This window comes from Luteimonas yindakuii (assembly GCF_004803715.2).
Classification (GTDB): domain Bacteria; phylum Pseudomonadota; class Gammaproteobacteria; order Xanthomonadales; family Xanthomonadaceae; genus Luteimonas; species Luteimonas yindakuii.
This window is the reverse complement of record NZ_CP039383.2, coordinates 387,383-412,448: the sequence shown is the minus strand read 5'-3', so window position 1 is coordinate 412,448 and position 25,066 is coordinate 387,383. Positions and strand designations below refer to the sequence as shown.

General features: G+C 70.2%; 22 protein-coding genes and 1 pseudogene. 8 read left to right on the top strand and 15 right to left on the bottom strand.

The window, feature by feature from the left end:
* Positions 1–28: 28 nt before the first annotated feature.
* On the bottom strand, positions 29–1,345 hold the full coding sequence (gene waaA / locus E5843_RS01880; RefSeq protein WP_141065603.1) for a lipid IV(A) 3-deoxy-D-manno-octulosonic acid transferase: 1,317 nt from the start codon (positions 1,343–1,345) through the stop codon (positions 29–31).
* 106 nt (positions 1,346–1,451) lie between these two features.
* Here waaA and lpxL point away from each other — a divergent pair, with 106 nt between their 5' ends.
* Positions 1,452–2,381 (top strand): LpxL/LpxP family Kdo(2)-lipid IV(A) lauroyl/palmitoleoyl acyltransferase, encoded by a 930-nt coding sequence (gene lpxL, locus E5843_RS01875; RefSeq protein WP_136411655.1) that lies wholly within the window; start codon positions 1,452–1,454, stop codon positions 2,379–2,381.
* A 3-nt stretch (positions 2,382–2,384) separates the two neighbouring features.
* Here lpxL and E5843_RS01870 read toward each other — a convergent pair whose 3' ends face one another.
* The 8 genes and pseudogenes from E5843_RS01870 to E5843_RS01835 form a co-directional block, all read right to left on the bottom strand.
* Positions 2,385–3,716, bottom strand: a complete 1,332-nt coding sequence (locus E5843_RS01870) for an O-antigen ligase family protein (RefSeq protein WP_136411654.1) — start codon at positions 3,714–3,716, stop codon at positions 2,385–2,387.
* Positions 3,713–4,829: pseudogene (locus tag E5843_RS01865) on the bottom strand (glycosyltransferase). Before E5843_RS01865 ends, E5843_RS01870 begins: the two are co-directional and overlap by 4 nt.
* A 22-nt stretch (positions 4,830–4,851) precedes the next feature.
* Positions 4,852–5,067 (bottom strand): zinc-finger domain-containing protein, encoded by a 216-nt coding sequence (locus E5843_RS01860; RefSeq protein ID WP_134675090.1) that lies wholly within the window; start codon positions 5,065–5,067, stop codon positions 4,852–4,854.
* A gap of 81 nt (positions 5,068–5,148) precedes the next feature.
* Positions 5,149–5,754, bottom strand: a complete 606-nt coding sequence (locus E5843_RS01855; RefSeq protein WP_134675091.1) for a response regulator transcription factor — start codon at positions 5,752–5,754, stop codon at positions 5,149–5,151.
* A 97-nt stretch (positions 5,755–5,851) separates the two neighbouring features.
* Positions 5,852–7,090 (bottom strand): sensor histidine kinase, encoded by a 1,239-nt coding sequence (locus tag E5843_RS14500; RefSeq protein ID WP_141065602.1) that lies wholly within the window; start codon positions 7,088–7,090, stop codon positions 5,852–5,854.
* 37 nt (positions 7,091–7,127) lie between these two features.
* Positions 7,128–8,972 (bottom strand): CIA30 family protein, encoded by a 1,845-nt coding sequence (locus E5843_RS01845; RefSeq protein ID WP_141065601.1) that lies wholly within the window; start codon positions 8,970–8,972, stop codon positions 7,128–7,130.
* Positions 8,973–9,000: 28 nt separating this feature from the next.
* The gene (locus tag E5843_RS01840; protein WP_134675094.1) at positions 9,001–9,777 is read right to left on the bottom strand and encodes an ABC transporter permease; all 777 of its coding nucleotides are present in this window, start codon (positions 9,775–9,777) and stop codon (positions 9,001–9,003) included.
* On the bottom strand, positions 9,777–10,682 hold the full coding sequence (locus E5843_RS01835; RefSeq protein ID WP_136411651.1) for an ABC transporter ATP-binding protein: 906 nt from the start codon (positions 10,680–10,682) through the stop codon (positions 9,777–9,779). Before E5843_RS01835 ends, E5843_RS01840 begins: the two co-directional genes overlap by 1 nt.
* 218 nt (positions 10,683–10,900) lie before the next feature.
* On the opposite strand from E5843_RS01835, the gene E5843_RS01830 reads away from it, so the two are divergent.
* From E5843_RS01830 to E5843_RS01810, 5 genes are all read left to right on the top strand, one after another.
* Positions 10,901–12,136, top strand: coding sequence for an efflux RND transporter periplasmic adaptor subunit (locus tag E5843_RS01830; RefSeq protein ID WP_141065600.1), 1,236 nt, complete (start codon positions 10,901–10,903; stop codon positions 12,134–12,136).
* 87 nt (positions 12,137–12,223) lie between these two features.
* On the top strand, positions 12,224–12,916 hold the full coding sequence (locus tag E5843_RS01825) for an ABC transporter ATP-binding protein (protein WP_134675097.1): 693 nt from the start codon (positions 12,224–12,226) through the stop codon (positions 12,914–12,916).
* A 14-nt stretch (positions 12,917–12,930) separates the two neighbouring features.
* The gene (locus tag E5843_RS01820; RefSeq protein ID WP_134675098.1) at positions 12,931–14,097 is read left to right on the top strand and encodes an ABC transporter permease; all 1,167 of its coding nucleotides are present in this window, start codon (positions 12,931–12,933) and stop codon (positions 14,095–14,097) included.
* A 178-nt stretch (positions 14,098–14,275) separates the two neighbouring features.
* Complete coding sequence (locus tag E5843_RS01815) at positions 14,276–15,598, top strand: ABC transporter permease (RefSeq protein WP_208542765.1); 1,323 nt, start codon at positions 14,276–14,278, stop codon at positions 15,596–15,598.
* A complete protein-coding gene (locus tag E5843_RS01810; protein ID WP_134675099.1) occupies positions 15,595–15,915 on the top strand; it encodes a hypothetical protein in 321 nt (106 codons plus the stop codon). Before E5843_RS01815 ends, E5843_RS01810 begins: the two co-directional genes overlap by 4 nt.
* 151 nt (positions 15,916–16,066) lie before the next feature.
* On the opposite strand, the gene rarD is transcribed toward E5843_RS01810, so the two are convergent.
* The 6 genes from rarD to E5843_RS01780 form a co-directional block, all read right to left on the bottom strand.
* Positions 16,067–16,975, bottom strand: coding sequence for an EamA family transporter RarD (rarD, locus tag E5843_RS01805; RefSeq protein WP_141065599.1), 909 nt, complete (start codon positions 16,973–16,975; stop codon positions 16,067–16,069).
* Positions 16,972–17,877, bottom strand: a complete 906-nt coding sequence (gene yedA / locus E5843_RS01800; protein WP_136411649.1) for a drug/metabolite exporter YedA — start codon at positions 17,875–17,877, stop codon at positions 16,972–16,974. The genes rarD and yedA overlap by 4 nt, the downstream gene beginning before the upstream one ends.
* Positions 17,878–18,109: 232 nt before the next feature.
* Positions 18,110–20,296 (bottom strand): carboxy terminal-processing peptidase, encoded by a 2,187-nt coding sequence (locus tag E5843_RS01795; protein ID WP_134675102.1) that lies wholly within the window; start codon positions 20,294–20,296, stop codon positions 18,110–18,112.
* Positions 20,297–20,474: 178 nt separating this feature from the next.
* Positions 20,475–21,491: a lipoyl synthase gene (gene lipA, locus E5843_RS01790; protein ID WP_134675103.1), complete on the bottom strand. Its 1,017-nt coding sequence runs from the start codon at positions 21,489–21,491 to the stop codon at positions 20,475–20,477.
* A gap of 36 nt (positions 21,492–21,527) precedes the next feature.
* Positions 21,528–22,187, bottom strand: a complete 660-nt coding sequence (gene lipB, locus E5843_RS01785; protein ID WP_136411648.1) for a lipoyl(octanoyl) transferase LipB — start codon at positions 22,185–22,187, stop codon at positions 21,528–21,530.
* Between the two features lie 105 nt (positions 22,188–22,292).
* A complete protein-coding gene (locus E5843_RS01780) occupies positions 22,293–22,571 on the bottom strand; it encodes a DUF493 family protein (RefSeq protein WP_136411647.1) in 279 nt (92 codons plus the stop codon).
* A gap of 112 nt (positions 22,572–22,683) precedes the next feature.
* Between E5843_RS01780 and E5843_RS01775 the strand changes: the two genes are divergently transcribed.
* Positions 22,684–23,313 (top strand): CDP-alcohol phosphatidyltransferase family protein, encoded by a 630-nt coding sequence (locus E5843_RS01775; RefSeq protein WP_136411646.1) that lies wholly within the window; start codon positions 22,684–22,686, stop codon positions 23,311–23,313.
* A gap of 4 nt (positions 23,314–23,317) precedes the next feature.
* On the top strand, positions 23,318–25,063 hold the full coding sequence (locus tag E5843_RS01770; RefSeq protein ID WP_141065598.1) for a bifunctional alpha/beta hydrolase/class I SAM-dependent methyltransferase: 1,746 nt from the start codon (positions 23,318–23,320) through the stop codon (positions 25,061–25,063).
* Positions 25,064–25,066 lie beyond the last annotated feature (3 nt).

The window sequence follows — 25,066 nt, the reverse complement described above, 5'->3', positions numbered from 1 at the left end:
TGTCCGGGCCATGCCGGCGGTGCTGCGATCAGCGCCGCGGCGCGGGCGGTGCATCGAGCGCGGCGAGGTCCTCGGCCACCAGTTCCAGCGTGCGTCGCAGTGCGCCGCGGCCGTCCTCCACCAGCGTCCGCGCCGCGGCCGTCATCGCAGTGCGCGCCGCTGCATCGTCGAGCAGCGTTTCGACGGCATCACCGACGGTGGCTGCGTCCTGTGCCACCCGCACCGCACCGGCGCGGCCGAGCTGGCGCGCGATGTCGGCGAAGTTGTGCAGGTGCGGACCGGTGACGATGGCGGTGCCGGTGGCCGCCGGCTCGAGCAGGTTGTGGCCGCCGATGTCCTGCAGGCTGCCACCGACGAACGCCACCTGCGCGCAGCCGTAATAGCGCATCAGCTCGCCGAGGGTGTCGATGACGAACACCGCGTCGCCGGCATCCGGCCAGCGGGTGAGCGTGCGGGTCGCGGTGGCGAAGCCGGCATCGATCGCGGCCTGCACGGCGGCACGGAAGCGCTCCGGATGGCGCGGCGCCCACAGCAGCAGCAGGTCCGGCCAGCGCGCGCGCAGGCGCGCATGCAGCGCGACCACGACCGCCTCCTCCTCCGGATGCGTGCTGGCCGCGATCCACACCGGCCGCGCGCCGACACGCTGGCGGAAATCGCCGGCGAATTCGGCCCAGGCCGGATCGACGAACATCTCGAACTTGAGGTTGCCGGTGACGCTGACCTGGTCGGCGCGCGCGCCGAGGTGGACGAAGCGCCGACCATCGTCGGCCGACTGCGCGGCCACCCCGCGCAGCGTGCGCAGCGCGCGCCCGACCAGCGGCCGCAGCAGCCGGTAGCCACGCAGCGAACGCGCCGACAACCGCGCATTGACCACGTACACCGGGACACCGTGGTCGCGGCAGGCGAACAGCAGGTTCGGCCACAGCTCGGTTTCCACGATCAGCCCCAGTTGCGGCCGGTAGTGGTCGAGGAACCGCCGCACCATGCCGCCAAGGTCATACGGCAGGTACACGTGCTCGACGCGGTCGCCCCATAGCGCGCGCACGCGGGCGGAACCGGTCGGGGTGATGGTGGTGACCAGCAGGCGCCGGTGCGGATGCTCGCGCAGCAGTGCATCGATCAGCGGCGCCGCGGCGTTGACCTCGCCCACCGACACCGCGTGCACCCACAGCGTGCCGGCCAGCGGCGGCGTGGCGTACACCGCGTAGCGCTCGCTCCAGCGATGCAAGTACTCGGCCTGGCGGAAGCCGCGCCAGATCAGGTGGTAGACCGTGACCGGCACCAGCACGTAGAGCAGCGCGGAATACATGACGCGCAGAATGCGCTCGGTGCGGTCTGAAGACATAGCGGGCAAGGATACCCGCGTGCGACCCCGCAGCCCCGCGACGACCCGCCTTGTCGCGACCATGCCGCGGACGCGGCGTGGCCGACCCGCCGTTTAGAATCGTCCGATGGCTTCCTCGTCTTCAAGCGCCGACGCGCGTCCGCCGCTGGGTCCGCGGCACTGGCCGGTGTGGGCCGGCATCGGCCTCGCCGCCCTCGTCGCACGACTGCCATGGCCGCTGCAGCGCGCGCTCGGGCGCCTGCTCGGTGACCTGCTGCGGCTGGTGCTGCGCGGCCGCCGCGACATCGCCCACCGCAACCTCGAACTGTGCTTCCCGGAGCTGGACGACACCGCCCGCGCCGCCCTGCTGCGCGCGCACTTCCACGCGCTCGGCACCGGGTTCTTCGAATTCGCCCGCGCGTGGTGGGGCACGGTCGCGCCGATGCGGGCGGACGTGGTCATCGAGGGCCTCGAGCACCTGCAGGCCGCGCAGGCCGACGGCCGCGGTGTGTTGCTGGTCTCCGGCCACTTCACCACGCTGGAGATCTGCGGGCGGCTGCTGTGCGACCACGTGCCGCTGGCCGGCATGTACCGGCCGCATGCCGCCGGTGCGATGGAATGGGCGGTGCGCCGCGGCCGCCTGCGCTATGCCGAGGCGATGTTCACCAAGCAGGACCTGCGCGGCAGCGTGCGCCATCTCAAGCGTGGCGGCGTGCTCTGGTACGCACCCGACCAGGACCCGAGCCGTGGCGATGCGGTGTATGTGCCGTTCTTCGGCCAGGCGGCGCACAGCCTGACCTCCACCCACCAGCTGGCGCGGATGGCCGGCGCGGCGGTGGTGCTGTTCCAGCACGAGCGTCGCGCCGACGGCGGCTACACGCTGCGGCTGTCACCGGCGCTGGAGGACTTTCCCTCCGCCGATCCGCATGCCGATACCGCCCGGGTGATGGCCGGCATCGAGGCGATGGCGCAAACGGCGCCGGCGCAGTACCTGTGGATCCACCGCCGCTTCAAGCGCCAGCCCGACGGCAGCGACGTCTACCGCAACCCTCGATAGGCGCTACGCCTGCCCGGCCGACGGCTGCGGCCTGGCCAGCAGGCTGCCGGCATACAGCGCGGCCAGCAGCAGCGTCAGCCCACCCCAGAACGTCGAATAGAAGGCGAGATGGGTGTTGAGCGGGAACACCGTCACCGCCAGCGCCAGCATCGCCGGACGCGCACGCTCACGCGCTGCCGTGTCCGCGTAGCGCCATGCGCGCCAGGCCATGGCCGCGCCGGCCAGCCACAGCAGCAGGCCGAGCACGCCGGTTTCCGCGCCCACCTCCAGCACGATCTGGTGCGCATGCAGCGCCGGGCCGTCGCCCCAGGCGGCGGTGGTGCCGGAGGCGGCATCGCACTCGTCGAACGCGCGCCGGAAGCCGCGCACGCCGACACCATTGACCGGCGATTCGCCCACCATGCACACCGCCGCCTGCCAGATCCGCGCGCGCCCCGACAGCGCCATGTCGACGCCCGATTCGTCCGCGGTGAGCAGGTGCGAGGTGCGCTCGACGCGGTCGCGCACCTGCGGCGATACCGCCGCCAGCACCACCAGGGTTGCCGCGCCCGCGCCCAGCACCAGCAGCAGCCGCTTCCAGCCGAGCAGCTTCCAGCCGGAGAACACCAGCACCAGGGCGTAGGTGATCCAGGCGGCGCGGGCGCCGGCGAGCACGATCACCACGCCGATCGCGGCCGCCGACAGGCACCACCCGGCAGCACCGAAACGGCGCCCGGCCAGGTACAGCAGGAACGGCGACAGGCTCGCAAGCACCACCCCGATCTTGAGGTTGCACGGCCCGAGCACGCCGCTCAGCCGGTCGACCGCGGCCACGTCCTCGGCGCTGCACATCGGGCGCGAACTGACCAGCTGCTTGGCCGCGTCCAGCCCCCAGAACAGCGGGCTGGTGCCGAACAGCCCCTCGGCCAGCGCGTCCAGCGTCCACACGCCGACGATCACCGCCATGCCGGTCAGGGTGATGCGCAGCCCGCGCGCATCGGCCACCGATGCTGCGACCAGCCACAGGAACGGCAGGTAGCGGATGTCGACCAGCGCCTCGCGCATGCTGCGCGCCGGGTCCACCGCACCCACCACCGAGAACACCTCCGGCAGCCAGTACGCCGCGAACAGCACCGTGGTCAGCGCCCAGGCCTGCACGCTCAGCAATGCCTTGCCACCGCGGAAGCGCGCCATCAGCAGGCGCGCGATCGCGATCAGCGCACCGACCACCATCACGCCTTCGGCGTAGCCCGGCATCGGCCACAGCGCCACGAAGGCGAGCACCCAGTGCGGCGCCCAGCGCCAGCCGGGGGTCTCGGTGTCGTCGGATCGGTGGTCGGCAACGGCGTGGGTCATGGGCAGAGTTCGGCGTAGACGGCGAGCGTCGCGGCCTGCATGGCCGCCAGCGTGTCGGGCATCGTAGCAATCGCCGGCCGCGCGCCCGGGTCGAGCAACGCGACGGCGGCTTGGGCGAGCGCATCGGCGTCGAACGGCGCGACGGCGCCTGCGGGCAGCCACTCGCGCAACAGGTCGCCGACACCGCCATGCGCCCAGCCCAGCACCGGCCGCCCGACCGACAGCGCCTCGAGCACGGTGCGGCCGAAGGCTTCGGGCTTGCGCGACAGCTGCAGCACGAGGTCGGAGGCGGCGTAGGCCCGGGCGATCGCGTCGGTCGGCGCGGTCAGCACCGGCCGCCTGCGCGACGCCTGCCGCGGCGGCGGCCTGTTCGAGCTCGGCGACATAGCGCTCGCGCCCGGGCTCGCGCGCACCCGGCATCCACAGCCGCGCATCGACGCCTTCGGCGCGCAGCCGACGCAGCAGTTCGATGGCATCGGCGTGGCCCTTGAGGCGGGTGCCGCGCCCGGGTAGCAGTAGCAACGGCCCGCTGCCCGCCAGCGCCGGATGCTCGCGCGCAAACGCTACGCGTGCGTCGGCATCCGGCCACGGCCGGCGCGGGAACGCGGCCGGATCGATGCCGCGCGGGATCACCCGCAGCACGGCCGGATCGGTGGCCGGATAGTGCTGCAGCACGTAGCTCCGCACCGTGTCCGACACGCAGATCACGCGCTCGCCGCGCGTCATCACCGCGCTGTAGCGCGACGGCGAGTTGAGACCGTGCACGGTGGTGACGAAACGCGGGCGGGTCGCCGCGGGCAGGCCCTGCAGCGCACGCCAGCCCAGCCACGCCGGCAGCCGCGAGCGCGCGTGCACGATGTCGGGCTGCAGCTCGGCGAACAGCCGCCGCAGGCTGCGCGCATGGCGCAACGTCCACAGCGACTTGCGGCCGATATCGAGGGTGACGTGTTCGGCCCCCAGTGCCTCCAGCGCCGGCACCAGCCGGCCGCCGGCGGATACCACCACGGCGCGATGGCCCGCGGCCCCCAGCGCCTGCGCGATCTCGAGCGTGGAGCGTTCGACGCCACCGGCATGCAGCGCCGGCAGCAGCTGGACGACGGTCAGCCGGCGCATCGGGCCGGGCGGCACGTCGCGATCAGTCGACGAGGACGAAATGCGCGCCGCAATACGGGCAGTCCGCCTTGCCGCCTTCGGACTCGATCGGCAGGTAGACGCGCGGATGCGAGTCCCACAGCGCCATCGCCGGCAACGGGCAGCTCAGCGGCAGTTCGCTGCGGCTGACCTCGTAACGGCGCTCGGCGTTGGCCTGCCCGGGATGGGCCTGCGCGGAATGGGGATGGGCTGCGGACATGGCGGCGGCATCGACAACGGAAGCGGTGCCCAGTCTACCGCGGCGGGCGCCGCCGGTCGCCCCGCACCCGCCTGCACAGCCCTACAGCCAGCCCTTCTGACGTGCCAGGCGATACGCCTCGATGCGGTTGCCAACCCCGAGCTTGCCGATCGCCTCCGACAGGTAATTGCGCACGGTGCCGGTGGACAGGTTCATCCGCGACGCGATCTCGCCGGCCGACAGCCCCTCGCCCGCCAGCCGCAGCGCCTGGCGCTCGCGTTCGCCGAGCGGATCGGGCTCCGACCACGCTTCCAGTGCCAGCTGTGGATCGATCGCACGGCCGCCGCGGTGCACCTGCCGCAGTGCCTGCGCAAGCTCGTTGGCCGGCGCGTCCTTCAGCAGGTAACCGGCGACGCCGGCATCCAGCGCGCGCCGCAGGTAACCGGCACGCGCGAAGGTGGTGACGATCACCACCCGCACCGGCAATCCGTGGCGCTGCACCCGCGCGGCCAGTTCCAGGCCGGTCAGTCCGGGCATCTCGATGTCGGTCACCAGCACATCCGGCTGATGGCGCTGCAGTTCCACCCAGGCCGACTCGCCATCGGCACATTCGGCCACCACGTCGAAGTCGGGTTCCATCCGCAGCAGTGCGGCGAGTGCGCCACGCAGCAGCGCCTGGTCTTCTGCCAGCAGGATGCGGATCGGCATGGGTCGGGGAGTCGTGAACGTGACCGCAGTGTAGGAGGTGCCGGCGCCGCCTGCGCTTCAGCCAGCGCCTCCCACCGCCCGCACGCGTCATTCCCTTCTACTGGTCGCGCTCCACACCGGCATCCAGGTGCGATGCGTGTGCTGGAAACGCGGCCACCGCATCCGGCTGCGACGCCGCGTCGGCTTCCGTCGCCTGCGGCTGCGCCAGTGGCACCCGTACTTCCACCCGGCAGCCCGCATCCCCACGCACCACCAGGCGACCGCCGACCGCCTGCACACGCTCGCGCATGCCGGCGAGGCCGTTGCCGGCCTTGAACACGCCACCCCGCCCGTCGTCGTCGATGCACAGCACTGCGTGCCCATCCTCGATCGCGAACGTGGCGCGGGCATGCGTCGCACGCGCGTGGCGGTGCACGTTGGTGGCGGCCTCGCGCACGGTCAGCGCGAGCGTGGTTTCCACCAGCGGCGACAGGATCGCCTGCGCCATATCGGTATCGAGGCTGTAGTCGAACGCCACGCCATCGGCTTCCAGCAGCAGCCGCGCCGATGCGAGCTCCGCGGCGAGGCCGGCCGCGCGGATGCCACTGACCGCGCGCCGCACCTGGCCCAGCGCATCGCGCGCACCGCGGGCGACCTCCTCGATCTCGCGCTTCGCCGCGGCCGGGTCGCGATCCACCAGGCGCGCGGCGAGATCGGATTTCAATGCCACCATCGACAGCGTATGGCCGAGCAGGTCGTGCAGGTCACGGCCGATGCGTTCGCGCTCGGCGGTCGCGGCCAGCCTGCGCACTTCCTCCTGCGACAGCTGCAGCGACGCGTCGCGGGCCTCGTTGAGGCGTTCGACGTGCACGATCAGGCCGACGATGACGGTCACCACCGGCATCCACACGATCGCCTGCCACGGGTAGCCGAGCACGACGGCCCAGCCCAGGAACACGATGTTGAGCAGCAGCAGGGCCACCAGCTCGGGGACCGAGGTCCGCGCACGCGACACGTGCAGGAACACGCAGCCGAACACGAAGTAGCTCATCCCCGACGGATACCAGGGCAGCAACGCCAGGGACAGCACGACCATGCCCAGCGCGTAACGCCACGCCGCATGCGCGGGCGCCAGCAGCACGCGTGCGTACAGCCACAGGAACACCGGATACGACAGCGCCGTCAGCAGCCACCAGCGCCCGTCGTAGCCATACGGCGAGAAGGCCGGGGTCACGAATACCCACGCCGACCACAGCACGTGCACGGCTTCCGACCATGCCGGCCGCCCGCGCCGCAGCGTCCGCGCCAGCAACGAATCGGCGGCCGGGGTGAACCATCGGGATCGGAGTGTCGACATGGCGGCGGTTCCAGGCGCGGTGCTCAGCGGCCGCGGCTCAGCGCAGCTCGACCTGGTCGAGGAAGAATTCGAAACCGCCCGCAGGCTGGCCCGCGGTGAATGCGACCGCGCGCAGCAGCGCAGGATCGGCACCGGGGAAATCCGCGAGAGGCAGCCGCACTTCCGTCCACTCCGGGCCGGCGACAAAGGTCTGCGTGCTCGGCATCCCCTGCATGGTCGGGCCCGAGAACAGCATCGCGCTGTAACGGCGGCCATCGCCGCGCACCTGGAATACCAGCGCCTCGCGCCCGGACATGTCGACCGGCTCCATCGGCTCGGTTCCCGGCATGAAGGTCATCCCTGCCCACGGGAACGCGAAGCCCGGGCGGATTTCGCCATGGATGCGCAGTGCCCCGGTGGTCCCCTGTGCACCGTTGTGCACCAGTTCGTGGGCGACATCGGAATTGCCGCCGGCCATGCGGTCGGTGCTGGGCTGCCAGCTGCCGAAGGGCGCGGTGATGGCGTCGCCGTCGAAGTCGCCGACCAGCGTCTGCGCCGCCGGCACGAGGGCCGCCGCAGAGGTCCCGACCTGCGCGTCACGCGCGACCGGATGGCCGTTCTTCCACACCGTGACGATCGCGCGCGTGGCGGTGATGTCGGCGAGCGGGTCGCCATCCACCAGCACCAGGTCGGCGCGCAGGCCGGGGGCGATACGCCCGCGATCGGACAGCCCGAAGCGGCGTGCCGGCAGCGCGGTGGCCGCCGCGAGCGCCTGCGCGTTGCCCAGGCCGGCGCGCACCAGCAGTGCCATCTCGCCATGCAGGCTGGCGCCGTGCGCGGTGCCGGGATTCGGCGCATCGGTGCCGGCGAGGATGTCGACACCCGCGGCATGCAGCAGGCGCACGCTTTCCAGTGCACGGGCAAGTGTGCCGGGATCCGGCGCGCCGCCATGCATGCGTGCAGCAAGACTCGAACGCTGTTCGGCCGTCAGCAGCCCACCCAGGTGGGCGTCGTCGGCGATGGCCGCACCGTCGCCCGTCCCCGCCACCGACGCCAGCACCGACAGGGTCGGCACCACGAAGGCATCGCGTGCGCGCATCGCGGTGACGAAGGCCGCATCGGCCTCGGCATCGGCGAACAGGTGCACCAGGCAGTCGGCGCCGGAGGCGATCGCGTGGCGGCCATCCTCGAGTGTGGAGACATGCACCACCGCAAGGCGCTCGCGCGCATGCGCGGCAGCGATCGCAGCCGTCACCTGTTCGGCCGACAGGGTCGGCAGCCGGCGCGCGGTGCCGTACGCGGAGAGGTCTTCCACGATCAGCTTGATGAAGTCCGCGCCTTCGTCGATGCGCGCGCCGATGAAGGCATCGACGTCGGTGTCCGCCTCCACCGTCGGCACCGGGAAGCCGTACTGGGTGCCATGGCCGCCGGGCGCGGTCACCGCATAGCCGGCGGCCCACAGGTCGGCCTGGCCGGTGGCGGCGAGCGATTCGCGTTGCGTACGCAGCGCCTGCGCGCGCTCCGGCATGCCATGCATGTCGAAGGCGGTGGTGACGCCGAAGCGCGCCGCATCGCGCTGGGCATCGCCCCAGGCATGCACATGCGCATCGATCAGGCCGGGCAGCAGGGTCCTGCCCTGCCCGTCGACGACCGCCATGGCCTCGGGCACCGCGAGATCTGCACCGACCCCGGCGATGCGCCCGTCGCGCACCACGACCGTGGCGATGCCGAGGTCGCGCTCGCCATCGAACACCCGTGCGCCGCGGATGGCGAACCCGTCGACCGGCGGGCGCGCGGTCGCCGGTGCGCTGTCGCGCCCGTTCGCGGGCGACAGCAGCAGCACCGATGCCACCAGCGTCGCCACCAGCGCACCTGCGGCCACGGCATCCATCCAACGTTTCATCGCGTCTCTCCGAAGTTGTATGCAGGACTCATCGGCTCGACAGCCGTCGCCACGCGAAGTGTGCAAATACGAGGGCCGGCACCAGCAGGGCCAGCAGGTGCAGCCACAACGCGCCCCCCGCGTCATGGCCGACCACCTTGAAGGCGATCTGGCCCAGATGATAGGCCGGCCACACCGGGGCCAACCGGGCGAAGAAGTCCGGCAGCATCGTCAGCGGCAGCCACAGGCCGGACAGGAACACCATCGGCAGGAACAGCATGTTGACCACCGCGATCGCCGCGTTGCCGCCGACCAGGCTGCCGATCAGGAAGCCGAGCGCCGCGAACGGCAGCACCCCGGACAGGTTCACCACGAACAGCAGCGCCCAGCCCGACATCGGCAGCGATACGCCACCGAGCGTGCTGCCGACGATCGCCAGCAGCGCAGTGATCGCAAGCGAGAACCCCATCGCCGCCAGGGTCCTGGCGAGCAGCCAGCCCAACGGGTGCGCCGGCAGTGCGCGGCGCAGGCGCAGCAGCCCCTGCTCGCGTTCGTTGGCCACGCCCACGCCGACGCCGAACAGGGTCGCGCCGATGGTGCCGAACACGCCGTAGCCGGCAAGCAGGAACGCCGGCGGCGCACCCATGCCCGACAGCATCACGCCGAACAGCAGGTAGAACAGCACCGGGAACAACACCGCGGGCAGCACGTACGCCGGTTCGCGCAGCAGTTTCAGCAGTTCGCAGCGCAGTTCGACCAGGCAGGCGCGCACCGCCGGCGCACGCGCGACGACGGGCGTTGGCGTGGAAGTGGCAATGGTGTTCATCAGGCGGCCTCGCGTGCGTGCGGATTGGTGAGTTCGACAAAGGCTTCGGCGAGTCCGGCGCGCAGTACCTCGAGCTCCTGCAACGCGGGATCGGCGTCGAGCAGGCAGCGCACCACCGCTTCCGCCTCGCCGGTCACCACCTCGAGCCGTCCACCAACGACCTGCGCTTCGCGCACCTGCGGCCAGCCCGCGACGACTTCCGCCGGCAGCGCGGTGAGACAGCGGATGCGGCGCCCGCCCACCAGCGCGCGCACCTGCGCGGTGGTGCCGGCGGCCAGCGTGCGCCCGCGGTCGAGCACGACGACGCGGTCAGCCAGGGCTTCGGCCTCCTCGAGGTAGTGCGTGGTCAGCAGCACCGCGCACCCCTGCGCGGCCATCGAGCGGACCGCGGCCCATACCTGCGCGCGTGCGCCGATATCGAGTCCGGTGGTCGGCTCGTCGAGGAACAGCAGCCGCGGCTGCCCGCACAGTGCGATCGCGAACTGCACCCGCCGTTGCTGACCGCCCGAGAGCCGGCCGTAACGCTTCGCAAGCAGATCGCCGATGCCGGCAAGCGCCGCTGCATCGGCCACCGGCATCGGGTGCGGATAGTGGCAGCTGGCCCATTCGATCAGCTCGCGCACGGTGAGCCGCTCGGGCAGGACCTCGCTCTGCAGCATCACCCCGACCTGCAGGCGCGACGCCACGCCGCGCGGATCCGCGCCGAACAGACGCGCCTCGCCCTCGTCGGGTGTCTTCAGGCCGAGCAGCAGGTCCACCGTGGTCGACTTGCCGGCGCCGTTGGGGCCCAGCAGCGCCAGCACTTCGCCGGCATGCAGCTCCAGGTCCAGGCCATCGAGTGCGCACACCGCGCCATGGCGGTAACGTGCGCCTTGCAGCCTTGCTGCGGGGATCGGGGCCAACATGGACGTGCTCCGTTCGGGGTGGTCACAGCGTGCGGCTGCGCGGCATCGGCAGGCAGTCGAGTCCGTCAGGCGATCGAGATGACAACCATCACCTGACGACGGCGGTCGCTGGCCCGCACACTGGCCCCGCATCGTCGCGGGCAACGAAGTGACTTCCGGCCACTCCCGCCGGGCTGCGCCGCGGTCACACTGTTCCGACTCACGCCGTCTGGGCCCGCATGAACACGAAAGCCGATCTGCTGAAGGAACTGCGCATCGACCGACGCCCGGAGCCGCCGCCGTCGCGGCGTGGACTGTGGATCGGGTTGGCCGTGGCCGCCGCCGTGGTGGTGCTCGCCGTTGCCGCCTGGGCATTGCTCGGGCGCGAGCAGGCGATCGCGGTGCGTACCGCGCCGGTGGTCGCCAGCGGTGGTGCCGGCGGCGCGCCGGCCTCGGTGCTCGACGCCAGCGGTTATGTGGTCGCCCGCCGCATGGCCACGGTGTCGGCCAAGATCACCGGCCGTGTGCGCGAGGTGCTGATCGAGGAAGGCATGGCGGTGGAGGAAGGCCAGGTGCTGGCCACGCTCGACCCCATCGATGCCGATGCGCAGCGCGCCCTGTCGTCATCGCAGCTGGCCGCCGCACGCAGCCAGGCCGGCAGCGTGCAGGCGCAGCTGGCGCAGGCGGAAGCCGAAGCGCGGCGGATGGATTCGCTGGTCGGCCAGCAGCTGGTGTCGCGCTCGCAGTACGACCAGGCCATCGCCCAGCGCGACGCGCTGCGCGCGCAGTTGAACACCGCACAGCGCAACGCGCGCGTCGCCGCCGACCAGCTCGCGATCGCCGACCTCGGTGTCGACAACACCGTGGTGCGCGCGCCGTTCGCCGGCGTGGTCGTTGCCAAGGCGGCGCAGCCGGGCGAGATCGTCTCGCCGCTGTCGGCCGGCGGCGGCTTCACCCGCACCGGCATCGGCACCATCGTCGACATGGATTCACTCGAGATCGAGGTCGACGTGGGCGAGGCCTACATCGGCCGGGTGCAACCGGAGATGCCGGTCACCGCCACGCTCAACGCCTATCCCGACTGGCGCATCCCGGCCGAAGTCATCGCCATCGTGCCCACCGCCGACCGCGGAAAGGCGACGGTGAAGGTGCGCATCGCCATCAAGGAAAAGGATCGCCGCATCGTGCCGGACATGGGCGTGTCGGTGAGCTTCCTCGAACAGGCCACGGAAGGAACGGACGCGACCGACGCCGCGCCGCGTGCCTTGCGGGTGCCCGCGGCGGCGATCGTCGAGCGCGACGGCGCGACAGTCGCCTTCGCACTGGCCGGCGACCGCGTCGAACGTCGCGTCGTCCGCACCGGCGGCACCGTCGGCGGGCAACGCGAAGTGACATCCGGCCTCGTCGCCGGTGAGGACGTGGTGGTGGATCCGCCGGCCGCACTCGGGGACGGCAGCCTGGTGGTCCGGCAGTAAGGCGACGCAGCCGTGGCCACGGGCCGCGGCTCCCCGGCGCCACGCGCGCCGTCCGCCCGCATCGCGGGCATGCAACGAGGCACCGGCATGGCGACCCTGGTTTCGATCAGCAACCTCACCAAGACCTACCAGCGCGGCTCCGAGAAGGTCGAGGTGCTGCACCACATCGACCTCGACATCGAACGCGGCGACTTCGTCGCGCTGATGGGTCCGTCGGGTTCCGGAAAGACCACGCTGCTCAACCTGATCGGCGGGCTCGATGCACCGACGTCGGGCGAGATCACCGTCGATCGCGAACGCATCGATCGCATGAGTGGTGGCCAGCTTGCGGCCTGGCGCAGCACGCACGTCGGCTACGTGTTCCAGTTCTACAACCTGATGCCGGCGCTGACCGCGCAGAAGAACGTCGAACTGCCGCTGCTGCTGACGAAGCTGTCCGGTGCGCAGCGCAAGCGCAATGCCGGCATCGCGCTGGAGCTGGTGGGCTTGTCGGACCGCGCGAAGCACAAGCCCAACGAGCTGTCGGGCGGCCAGCAGCAGCGCGTGGCGATTGCCCGCGCCATCGTCTCCGACCCGGACCTGCTGATCTGCGACGAGCCGACCGGTGACCTCGACCGCCAGTCCGCCGAGGACATCCTCGGCCTGCTGCAGGAACTCAACCGCGAGCACGGCAAGACCATCGTGATGGTCACCCACGACCCGAAGGCCGCGGGCTATGCATCGCACACCCTGCACCTGGACAAGGGCTCGCTGGTCGAACAACCCGCGCACGCGGCCTGACGGAGGACGCCCGCATGAAGTACATGCACCTGGTCTGGGCGGCGCTGTTCCGCCGCAAGACGCGCACCTTCCTCACCCTGGCCTCGATCATGGCCGCGTTCCTGCTGTTCGGCCTGCTCGACGGCATCCGCACCACCTTCAGCCAGCTCGGCCAGAACGCCGATGGCGCGCAACGGCTGCAGACCGGTTCGAAGCTGTCCTTCATCGAGACGCTGCCGCTGTCGTTGCGCACGCGCATCGTCCAGGTCGACAACATCGAGGCGGTCACCTGGGCCAACTGGTTCGGCGGCGCCTACCAGAACCCGCGCAACCAGATCTTCAGCTTCGCGGTGGCCGACAACTACCTCGACCTGTATCCGGAGATCGAGGTGTCGGCGGAAGCCCGCGATGCCTTCGCGCGGACGCGCACCGGCGCACTGGTCGGCCAGGCGCTCGCCAACCGGTTCGACTGGAAGGTGGGCGACCGCGTGCCGCTGCAGTCGACGATCTTTCCCAATGCCGACGGCACGCTCAACTGGGAGTTCGAGATCGTCGGCATCTTCCGTGCGCGCGATGGCGAGGAATCCGGCTTCACCGACGGCCTGTTCCTGCTGCGCTACGACTATTTCGCCGAGTCCACGCCGTACGTGGACGGCGACGTGGGCTGGTACGTGTCGCGGGTGCGCGACGTGCGCCAGGCGGATGCGGCAGCCAAGGCGATCGATGCGCTGTCGGCCAATTCGCCGAATGAAACCAAGACCATGACCGAGCAGGCGGCGTTCGCCTCGCAGCTCAAGCAGATGGCCGATATCGGCCTGATCGTGGGCTCGATCATGGGCGCGGTGTTCTTCACCCTGCTGCTGCTGACCGGCAACACCATGGCGCAGGCGGTACGCGAGCGCACCTCGGAACTCGCGGTGCTGAAGACGATCGGTTTCTCCAGCACCAGCGTGCTGCTGATGGTGCTGGCGGAATCGGTGCTGCTGGTGGTGCTGGGTGGCGTGCTGGGCCTCGGGCTGGCGGCGATTGCCGGGCCCGCGCTTGGCCAAGGAAGCGGCGGCGTGCTCAACCTGCCACCGGTCGGGCTGGAGAGCTGGCTGCTCGGGCTCGGCCTGATGGTCGCCATCGGCCTGCTGGTCGGTGCGTTGCCGGCCTTGCGCGGCATGCGGCTGAACATCGTCGACGCGCTGGCCGGCCGTTGATCCGGGATGGATCCCCTTCCCCTGTCTGCGAGTTGAAACCCCTCTCCCGCGCGCGGAAGAGGGGCAGGGGTGAGGGCAAGCGGCACGCCCTCATCCGCCCTTCGGAACCACCCTGACCAGAAGCCTTCGAGGCAGGCCTTCCCGCTCGACGGAGAAGGGTCAAAGCGGAGTAACGCGGATGTCCAAGATCAAATCCCTGTTGAGCGGGCTGCTGCTGTCGATCGTCGTCGTGGCCGGCGTCGCCGCCTGGATCCTGCTTCCGTGGCAGGCGCTGCTGGCGGTGGCGGCACTGCTGGTCGCCTGGATGCTGGCCACGCGCAGCGGACGCCAGGCCGGTTCGGTGACCCATGTCGGCATCAGCACGTTGCCACAGCGGCTGGGTGCGTCGTCGGTGGTGGTGATCGGCATCGCCGGCGTGGTCGGCGTGCTGGTCGCGCTGCTGGCGATGGCCGAAGGCTACCGGCAGACGGTGGCCGCGACCGGCAACGAGGACACCGCCATCGTGCTGCGCGGCGGTTCGGCGGCGGAGGTGATGTCGGTGATGGAGCGCGAGGCGCTGCTGGCCGTGTCGCAGGCGCCGGAGATCGCCCGCGATGCCGACAACCGCCCGCTGGCCTCGTCGGAGATCGTCGTAGCCGCGAACCTGCCGCTGCGCGGCGCGGCCGACGAGGACGGCAGCGTGCAGCTGCGCGGCGTCGATCCGGTGGCGTGGGAGGTGCGTCCCGGAATGCGCATCGTCGAAGGACGCACGTTCGAATCGGGCCGCCGCGAACTGGTGGTCGGCCAGGGCGCACGGCGCCAGTTCGCCGGGCTCGACCCCGGCAACGAGCTGCGACTGGGCAGCGATGTGTGGACGGTGGTCGGCGTGTTCGCGTCCGGCGATGCACTGGAGTCGGAGGTCTGGGCCGACGCCGGCATCATCGCCACCACCTATCGCCGCGGCAGCAGCCGCAATTCCATCACCGCGCGGCTGACCAGCCCCGACGCCTTCAGTGCGTTCAAGGCCACGCTGCAGGCGGACCCGCGACTGAAGGTGGAAGCCGACACCACCGCCGAGTATTTCTCGCGCCAGTCGGAAGGCATGACGAAGGTGCTGCGCATCATCGGCATCGTGGTCGGCTCGATCATGGCGGTGGGCGCGGTGTTCGGCGCGCTCAACACGATGTTCGCCACCGTCGCCGCGCGTGCGCGCGAGATCGCCACGCTCCGCGCGATCGGCTTCCGCGGCCTGCCGGTGGTGGTGGCGGTCATGCTGGAAACGATGCTGCTGGCGGCGATCGGCGGCGCGCTCGGCGGCCTGATCGCCTGGCTGGTGTTCAACGGCTATACCGCGTCGACGCTGGCCGGCGGCGTCGGCCAGCTCACCTTCGAGTTCAGGGTCACGCCGCAGCTGCTGTGGGACGGGTTGAAGTGGGCACTGGCGATCGGCTTCGTCGGCGGCCTGTTTCCGGCGGTGCGCGCGGCGCGGCTGCCGGTGACCGACGCCCTGCGCGCGGCATGAGCGCAGGCGGCGGGCAACCTGGGGACCTGCGCCGGCTGCCGGGCGCAGAACTCGAACGTCGCTACGCGCAGCTCCATCGCGACGTATTCGCGCTGTACGAAGAGGCCGAAGCCACGTCCGACGCTTCGCCGCGGGAGCGCGACGCCGCCCACGCCCGCGCGCAGGCACGTGCACAACCGCTGATCGAGCAGGCGCGCCGGCTGCACGACGAACGCGTGCGCCGGCTGCGGGTGCGCGCAAGGCGCTGGTGGTGGGCAACCGGCATCGTCGCGGTGGCCGGCGGTGCACTGGTGCTGTGGCTGCTTGCCCGCGGCTGATCACTGCGCCCTTCGGGATGCGGCCTTTGGCCGCCGATCCGGGCCACGCGACGACACGCGCAGATTCCGTCGCCCGGATAAGCGAAGCGCATCCGGCGGCCTGTGCGCGCAATCCACGCCATCCGCGGACGCGGCTCCGGTTCCCGCGGCGTTACAGCTGCTGGGCCACGATGCGCCGGCGCGCCTGCAGGTAGCCATCGATGGCGAACACCGCCAGCCCGGCCCAGATGAAGGCGAAACCGGTGGCGCGATCGATGCCGAACGCCTCGCCGAAGAAGAACACGCCCAGCAGCAGCTGCAGGGTCGGGCCGATGTACTGCAGCAGGCCGACCACGGTCAGCGGCACCCGCCGCACCGCGTAGGCGAAGCAGATCAGCGGGATCGCCGTCAGCGCGCCGCCCAGCACCAGCAGCACGTCGGTCCAGCCGCCCCAGCGCAGCGAAAAGAACCCGCCGCTGCCGGACCACTCGAACCACGCCAGCGCGAGCACCGCGGGCCCGAACACGAACAGGTTCTCGACGCCCAGCCCCTGCACCGCCTCCACCGCGGCGAACTTGCGAATCAGCCCGTAGATGGCGAACGAGCCTGCCAGGCACAGCGCGATCCACGGAAAACTGCCGTAGTTGAAGGTCAGCCACAGCACCCCACCCGCCGCCAGCGCCACTGCGATCCACTGCGGCAGCGACAGCCGCTCGCGCAGGAACAGCACGCCGATCACCACGTTGAGCAGCGGATTGATGAAGTAGCCGAGGCTCGCCTCGACCACATGCCCGCTGTTGACCGCCCACACGTAGAGGCTCCAGTTGGCGGCGATCAGCAGGCCCGACAGCGCCAGCATCGCCACCAGCCGCGGCTGCGCGACCACCTGGCGCAACCACCCGCGACCACGGCTCACGGTGAGCCACGCGGCGACGAGGATGGCGCACCACACCGCGCGGTGCAGCACGATCTGCAGCGACGGCACATGCCGCAGGAGATGCCAGTACAGCGGCATCAGGCCCCAGATCACGAAGGCCGCGACCGCGATCCACAGCGCGCGGCGGTCGTGGACCGGGGTCATGCCGGCTTCGCCGTGCGCGTGCGCGCCAGGGTGATCGCCACCACGCCGGCCAGGATCACCAGCATCGCGCCGATGTCATGCGCGCTGAAACGCTCGGCCGCCAGCCAAGCGCCCAGCAGCACCGCGATCACCGGATTGACGTAGGCATAGCTGCCGGCCAGCGTCGCGCGCACGTTGTGCAGCAGCCAGATATAGGCGCTGAAGGCGACGATCGAACCGAAGCTCAGCAGGTAGGCCACCGACAGCGTGCCGTGCAGGGTGGGCATCGCGGTGAAGCGCTCGCCCAGCAGCGGGCCGGCGACGAGCATCGCGGCGCCACCGCACAGCATCTGCGCCGCAGCGGCCATGAACGGCGTCGGCAGGTCGCGGCCGCGGCTCCACACCGAGCCGTAGGCCCAGGCCATGGGGGCCACCAGCAATGCGATCAGGCCCACCGGTTCGGCGGTGAGCGAACTGCCGGCGTTGAGCCAAAGCACGCCGACGAAGCCGATGCCCAGGCCAAGCCATTCCAGCTGCTGCGGCCGTTGTCCGCGCATCGCCGAGAACAGTCCGATCCACAACGGCACGGAGGCCACCGCCACCGCCGCCAGGCCGGACGACACGGTCTGTTCGGCAACGCACACCAGCCCGTTGCCGAGGCCCAGCAGCAGCACGCCCATGAAGGTCGCGTTGCGCCACTGCGCGCGGGTCGGCCCGGCCACACCGCGCCAGCGCAGGAACGCATACAGCACGCTGCCGGCGATCACGAAGCGGATGCCGGCCATGAGCAGCGGCGGGTAGCCACCCTCCAGCGCGAACTTGATGCCGAGATAGGTCGAACCCCAGATCACATAGACCAGGGACAGGGCAAGCAGGACGGCGAGCGGGGATACCTCGCGCGACACGAGCGGCGGCGCACTCATGGGACATCCGGATTGAAGGGGGGGAAGGAGGTGCTGCACCGGCGCGGCCGGCGGCAACATGTTACGCCGTCGCAGGTGTCCGCAGCGGGACACTGTGTACGCCACTCGGGCAATCAGCCCCGGGGCTGACGCGGTCGGATACGCAGGCTGCGCCACCGCGCGGAATCGCCGCCTGCCACAGACGAGGACGCCGCCCTGCGGCGGCGTCCGGCATCACATCAGTGCGTGACGGTCAGCGTGCCCAGCTGTTGGGCCGCGTCGATTCCGGCAGCACCTGCGCCTGCAGGTGGTGATCGCTGTTGAGCAGGTGCATCGCGTCGGCCAGGATCGCCGCCGATTCCTGCAGCAGCGGATCGGGGCGTTCCTCGGCGGCCTTTTCGCGCGCGGTGTCGAGGGCGATGTCGCGCTCGTTGGCGAACAGGCCGTCGTCGGTGTCCTCCGCCAGTGGATCCAGCGGCAGGCCGAGCTCGCGACGCTGCGCCTGGCGGTCGCGGCGCTTCTGCTCCTGGCGGTCACGCTCGGCGCGACGTTCGGCTTCGTTGAGCACCACGTACTTCTTGGCACGCTCGGCACGGAACTCCTCGACGTCCTCCACCCACCAGCTGAACTCCGCATCCTCGTCGATGCGCGCCTCGTGCAGCACGTTGAGGCGCGGCAGCAGGGTCGCGAAGTCGCCATAGCGGGTGTGCGGCACCGCGGCGATGCGCGTCCACGGCAATGCGTTGTCGTTGGTGCTCTCGCCGAACTCGCTGGCATCCACGGTCACCGGGAACATCACGTCCGGCACGACGCCACGGTTCTGCGTGCTGCTGCCGCCCGGCAGGAAGAACTGCGCCACGGTGAGCTTCACCGAACCGAAGCGCTGCTGCTCGTTGCCCGGCCAGCGGTCGAGATCGACCAGGTTCTGCACCGTGCCCTTGCCGAACGTGGTCTCGCCGATCACCAGCCCGCGGCCGTAGTCCTGGATCGCGCCGGCGACGATTTCCGATGCCGACGCCGAGCCGCGGTTGATCAGCACCGCCAGCGGGCCTTCCCAGGCCACGCCAGGATTGCGGTCGGCTTCGACGCTCACCCGCCCGCCGGATTCGCGCACCTGCACCACCGGACCGGTATCGATGAAGAGGCCGGTCAGCTCGACCGCTTCGTTGAGCGATCCACCGCCGTTGTTGCGCAGGTCCAGCACCACGCCATCGATGCCGTCGGCCTTGAATTCTTCCAGCAGCCTGGCGACGTCGCGGGTGGCCGAGGCGTAGTCGCCATCACGGTTCCGGCGGCCCTGGAAATCCTGGTAGAACGCCGGCAGCTTGATCACACCCACGCGGGTATCGGCGGCGTCGCCGCTGCCCGGGATCTCGATGACCTCCGACTTGGCCGCCTGTTCCTCCAGCCGCACGCGCGCACGGGTCAGCACGATCTGCACCGGCTCGCTGTCCATGCCGGCCTCGGCGGGGATCACTTCCAGCTTCACCTGGGTGTCCTTCGGCCCCTTGATCTTCTCGACCACGTCGTCGATGCGCCAGCCGACCACGTCTTCCACCGCGCCGTCGGCGCCCTGGCCGACGCCGACGATGCGGTCGCCGACGCGGAACTTGCCGCTCAGCGCGGCCGGCCCACCGGCGATGAGTTCGCGGATCACGATCACGTCATCCTGGCGCTGCAGCTGCGCGCCGATGCCTTCCAACGACAGCGACATGCTCTGGTTGAACAGCTCGGTGCTGCGCGGGTTGAAGTAATCGGTATGCGGGTCGATCGACGCCGTGTAGGCGTTGAGGAAGCTCTGGAACGCATCCTCGCCGTTGAGCTGGGCGACGTTGTTGGCCAGGTTGCGATAGCGGCGGTCGAGAGTCTCGCGGATCTGCGCGGGCTCGCGGCCGGCCAGTTGCAGGCGCAGCCAGTCGTTGCGCACCGACTGCCGCCACACCGCGTCCAGCGCGGCCTTGTCGGCCGGCCACGGCGCGTCCTTGCGGTCGTACTCCCAGCGGTCGTCGCCGGTGAAGTCGAAGATGTCCTGCTTGAGCAGGCCGCGCGCATGCTCGACGCGCTCGGCGACACGCTCCTTGTAGAGCGCGAAGATCGCGAACGCCGGCTCGAGGTGCCCCTTGCGCACCGCCATGCCCAGCTCCGGCGCCAGCGGCTCGAAGCGCGCCACGTCGGCGGCGGTGAAGAACATCTTGCCGGAGTCGAGCGCCTCGAGGTAACGGCGGCCGATGTCGCGCTCCATCTCGGCGTCGAGCGGCCGCGGACGGTAGGCGTAACGGCTGTCGGACAGCAGCCCATGCACCAGCTGCGCGGTGCGCACCTGGTCGACGCTGGGCGAGGCGGGGATCGCCGACTCGCCGTCCGCCCGGGCCATCAACGCAAGCGGCACCGACAGCGCAACGGCGATCAGTGCAGCGGAGATCAGGCGACTTGCTTTCATGTATGGACTCGTTCCTGGCCGGCCGCGCAGCCGCGACCCGGTAACTGCAGTGTGGGGGCTGGATAGACGCGATCCAGTGCCGAAAGTTGCAGGCCCGGACCCACGCGATCACGCGGATTCACTCTAACCGCGGCCCATCGCCGGCAGGTGAACGCTGGTTGGCGCGCGCGCGGTGCCGTCAGGCGACGGCCACCGCGGTCGCCGCAGCCTGCGCGGCCTGGCGGTCGGCGTGGTAGGACGAGCGCACCAGCGGACCCGAGGCCACGTGGCTGAAGCCCAGCGCCATGCCGTAGTCCTCCAGGGCCTTGAACTCGTCCGGCGTCCAGTAGCGCAGCACCGGGTGGTGGTGCGGGCTCGGCTGCAGGTACTGGCCGATGGTGACCATGTCGACGTCGTGCGCGCGCAGGTCGCGCAGGGTGCCCTGCACCTGTTCCATCGTCTCGCCCAGGCCGAGCATGATCCCGGACTTGGTCGGCACCGACGGGTGCTGCGCCTTGAACTTCTGCAGCAGGGTCAGCGACCACTGGTAGTCCGCGCCCGGGCGCACGTTGCGGTACAGCTCCGGGGCGGTCTCGACGTTGTGGTTGAACACGTCCGGCGGGTTCTGCGCCAGGATCTCCAGCGCCCGCTCCATGCGGCCCTTGCCACGGAAGTCGGGGGTGAGGATCTCGATGCGCGTCGACGGGGTGCGTGCGCGGATCGCCGCGATGCAGTCGACGAAATGCTGGGCACCGCCATCGCGGAGGTCGTCGCGGTCGACGCTGGTGACCACCACATACTTCAGGCCCATGTCGGCCACGGTGCTGGCGAGATTGTAGGGTTCGGTCGGATCCGGCGGTTTCGGGCGACCGTGGGCGACGTCGCAGAACGAGCAGCGCCGCGTGCAGACCTCGCCCAGGATCATGAAGGTGGCGGTACCGTGACCGAAGCACTCGTGGATGTTCGGGCAGCTGGCCTCTTCGCACACGGTGACCAGGCGGTTCTCGCGCAGTTTCGACTTCAGCGCCGCCACCGCACCGTTGGACGGGATGCGCACGCGGATCCACGACGGCTTGCGCAGTACCGGCACATCAGCGAACTGCACCGGCGAGCGGCTGATCTTGTCGCCGGCCAGCTGCTTGGCGCCCGGTCGCAGGCTGTCGTCGGCGGGCGCGAGCACCTGCAGCGGGATGGTCCGGTCGGCGGATTCGGTCATGGCCGTCTCGTGGAAGTCGTGGGGAGAGCGGCGGCGTCAGGCCGCCAGCAGGTCCGGCGGGACGGCGGCGGGCAACAGCCGCAGCCCGAACTGGGACGCCAGGGCGTCGAGGAGGACCGGCTTCACGGCGTCCATGCCCGAAGGTCCGCCCAAGTCTAGCACCGAGGTCACCTGCAGCCCTTCGTAACCGCAGGGGTTGATGCGTGTGAACGGCTCGAGGTCCATCGCCACGTTGAACGCCAGCCCATGGAAGGTGCAGCCGCGGCGCACGCGGATACCCAGTGCCGCCACCTTGGCGCCGGCCACGTAGACACCGGGCGCGCCATCGCGTCGCGCGGCACCGATGTTCCACTCGCCCAGGGTGTCGATCACCGCCTGCTCGATGCGCACGACGTAGTCCCGCACGCCGACCTTGAGCCGCTTCAGATCCAGCAGCGGGTAGACCACGACCTGCCCCGGCCCGTGATACGTCACCTGCCCGCCGCGGTCGACATGGACCACCGGGATGTCACCCGGCATCAGCACGTGCTCGGCCCTGCCCGCCTGCCCCAGGGTGAACACCGGATCGTGCTCGACCACCCAGATCTCGTCCGGGGTCCCGGCGTCGCGTGCATCGGTAAGGCGCTGCATCGCGCGCCACACCGGCTCGTACGGCTGGCGACCGAGGTCGCGAACAAGGGCGCTGGTGGCGTTCAAGACGGCGCGGTCAGGCGGAAAGGCCGGCCATTATCCCGCAACGATGGACGACGGACGCGGCGTGCCCGGAACGGCGATTTCCAGCCAAGCGGGGCCAGCCGGGGGTCAGAGGGTCCACTTCACTTCGGGATGCTCGCGCAAGGCGGCGTGCGCGGCCTCGTACTCCTCGCGCGAACTGGCGCGGAAGCTCAGCTTGACCGACACGAACCTGCCGCCGCTCGAGTCGCGGCTGCGCACTGATTCCTCCAGCACCACCAGCCCCGCCGCCTGCAGCAGGCGCGGGATCTCCGCCTCCAGCCCGGCCGAAGCCGGCCCCATGGCGGTGATCTCGAACACACCGGGGAACTGGAAGCCGTGCTCGGGATTGTCTGACCTGATTTCCATTCCGCGATTGTGGGTGCGGCGGGGTGGGTTTCCAAGGGAGGCGGCGGCGGTACCCTCCACGACGGCGTTGGCGTACTCTCCGCCGCTGCACATGGAATGTGAAACGGGGCTCATGTCGATCTATGGAATGAAGGGACGCTTCCAGCTGCTCCTGCGCCCGCTCGCTCGCCGCGTGGCACGCGCGGGCATGACCGCCAACCAGGTCACGCTGATGGCAGCAGGCGTCTCGCTCGTGGTGGCTTGGGTCGTGTACCGACAGGCTGGCAGTCACCCATTGCTCTACCTGCTTCTTCCCGGCTGGATGCTTATACGCATGGCGCTCAACGCCATCGACGGGATGCTCGCGCGCGAATTCGCCCAGCAGTCGAGCTTGGGTGCCTACCTCAACGAACTCTGCGACGCGATCTCGGATGCGGCACTTTATCTGTGTCTGCTCGGGATGACCGGGATCAACGGAACGTTGTTGTGGACCATGGTGCTGGCCGCAGTCTTGACCGAGTACGCGGGTGTGCTGGGACTGATGGTAGGAGCAAGCCGCCGTTACGACGGTCCGATGGGCAAGAGCGACCGGGCGCTTGTCATCGGCGTACTCGGAGTGGTGCTGGCGGCCGGCTGGGCGGGCCCCCGCACGGTGGATGCGGTCTCTGCAACAGTGGCCGTGCTCTGCGCTGTGACTGTTTATCGTCGGATCGCGAAAGGACTGGCGGAAACGCATATGCACGACGATCTGCAAGGAGGATGACCCGATGCGGGTACAGAGGGAACTGGAATTCACTTCGTGGGACGGCCTGCAGCTGTTCTACCGGCATTGGCCCGCCGTTGGCACTGCGCGAGGGGCAGTGATCCTGCTGCATCGCGGCCACGAACATTCCGGCCGCATGGCCCACCTTGCCGACGAGCTTGGCTTGACGGATTTCGACATCTTCGCCTGGGACGCGCGTGGTAATGGTCGTTCGCCGGGTGAGCGTGGCGACGCACCGGGCTTCGAGGCGCTGGTCCACGATCTCGATACCTTCGCGAAGTGGATCGCACACAAACATGGCTTTCCCCACGAGAAACTCGCGGTGGTGGCGCAAAGCGTGGGAGCAGTGGTGGCTGCAACCTGGGTGCATGACTATGCACCCAGGTTGCGGGCACTGGTGCTCGCGTCTCCAGCATTCAAGGTGAAGCTGTACGTCCCCCTCGCGCGTCCGGCGCTGGCGCTGATGCAGCGACTTCGTGGCAACTTCTTCGTCAACAGCTACGTCAAGCCACAATTCCTCACCCACGACTCCGATCGCATCGCAAGCTATCGGACCGATCCGCTGGTGACGCGACCGATCTCCGTACGCGTACTGCTCGGCCTGGACGCGGCCGCCAAACGTGTGGTGGACGACGCGGCTGCCATCGTCGTCCCGACCCAGTTGCTGGTTTCAGGTTCCGACTTCGTGGTCCATCGTGCGCCGCAGGATCGTTTCTTCGAGCGTCTGGGGTCACACGTCAAGGAGCGCCACTTCCTGCGCGGATTTTTCCACGACACTCTCGGCGAGCGGGATCGCATGCAGGCAGTGGAGCGCATCCGCTCGTTCCTGCACGGCCGCTTTGCCGAAGCCGCGCGACTGCCGTCGTTACTGGATGCCCATCGTCATGGCGCTACCTTCGACGAGGCCCAGGTGCTGGCGTGGCCCCCGCAGTGTGCCTCGCTGGCTGATCTGCGTTGGCGCCTTGCCCGTGCATCATTGCGCGTGGGTGGAAAGCTGTCCGAGGGTATCCGCCTCGGCCTGACCACCGGATTCGATTCCGGCAGCACCCTCGATTACGTCTATGAGAACCGCGCGCGGGGCCGGGGCGCACTGGGCCGTTTCGTTGACCGCAATTACCTGGATGCGATCGGTTGGCGCGGCATCCGCAGGCGCCGGGAGCATCTCCTTGAACTTCTGGGCGAGGCCATGCGGCGTCTCCGGGTCAACGGGTGGCCGGTCAATGCAGTGGACATCGCCGCGGGCCATGGGCGCTATGTGCTTGAGGCGCTGGCAAGCGGCGACAAGGCCGACCACATCCTGCTGCGCGACTACAGCGACCTGAATATCGAACGCGGACGCGCGTTGATTGCGGCGATGAACGCCGGTGACCTTGCCCGTTTCGAGCCTGGCGACGCCTTCGATCGCGGAGCGCTCGCCGCGCTCGACCCTGCTCCCACACTCGCCGTGGTATCGGGACTGTATGAACTGTTCCCGGACAACCAGTTGGTACAGGACTCATTGGGAGGCCTGGCAGCTGCCGTACGACCCGGAGGCTATCTCGTCTACACCGGCCAGCCGTGGCACCCGCAGCTCGAGTTCATTGCTCGCGCCCTGACCAGCCACCGCGATGGGGCGGCGTGGGTGATGCGTCGCAGAACCCAAGCGGAACTCGATCAGCTGGTTGCCACCGCCGGTTTCCGGAAGCTGGAACAACGCGTCGATCGCTGGGGCATCTTCACTGTGTCCCTGGCGGAGCGTATCGGTGACTGAGGG